Origin of the sequence: Pseudomonas sp. FSL R10-1350 (assembly GCF_009600525.1) — a bacterium.
Lineage (GTDB): Bacteria > Pseudomonadota > Gammaproteobacteria > Pseudomonadales > Pseudomonadaceae > Aquipseudomonas > Aquipseudomonas helleri.
Genome location: NZ_WIVR01000190.1, coordinates 1 through 439 on the forward strand (window position 1 = coordinate 1; position 439 = coordinate 439).

General features: G+C 66.1%; 1 pseudogene. It reads right to left on the bottom strand.

Annotated elements, in window-relative coordinates:
- Positions 1–439, bottom strand: a pseudogene (locus GHO25_RS25785) (ATP-dependent helicase HrpB); the annotation flags it as partial.

Sequence of the window (439 nt, forward strand, 5' to 3'; positions counted from 1 at the left end):
CTGCACGCCGCCCTGCCCGCCCCGCGCCGCCCGGTTTTCACCGGACAACAAGGCTAGACGGCTGTGCACATCGGCCCCGGCACCGCGCAAAATATCGCGTTCACCCAATAACGCGGCCACGTCACAGGCCATCGACGCCAACCCCAGATCGTGCCCGCGCAGCAACAAATGCGCGATACGCGGGTGCGCCGGCAGTTCGGCCATCGCTTCGCCGTGGGCCGTCAGTTTTGGCCCATGCAGGGCGCCCAAGCGCTCCAGCAGTTGCCGGGCCTGTGCATAACTCGCGGCAGGCGGAACATCGAGCCACATCAGTTGCTCAGGGGTGACGCCCCAACGCGCCAGTTGCAGGGCCAACCCGGCCAGGTCGGCCTGAAGAATTTCAGCGCTGCCATAGGCCGCCAACTGTGCGTGTTGGTCTTCGGACCACAGCCGATAACAC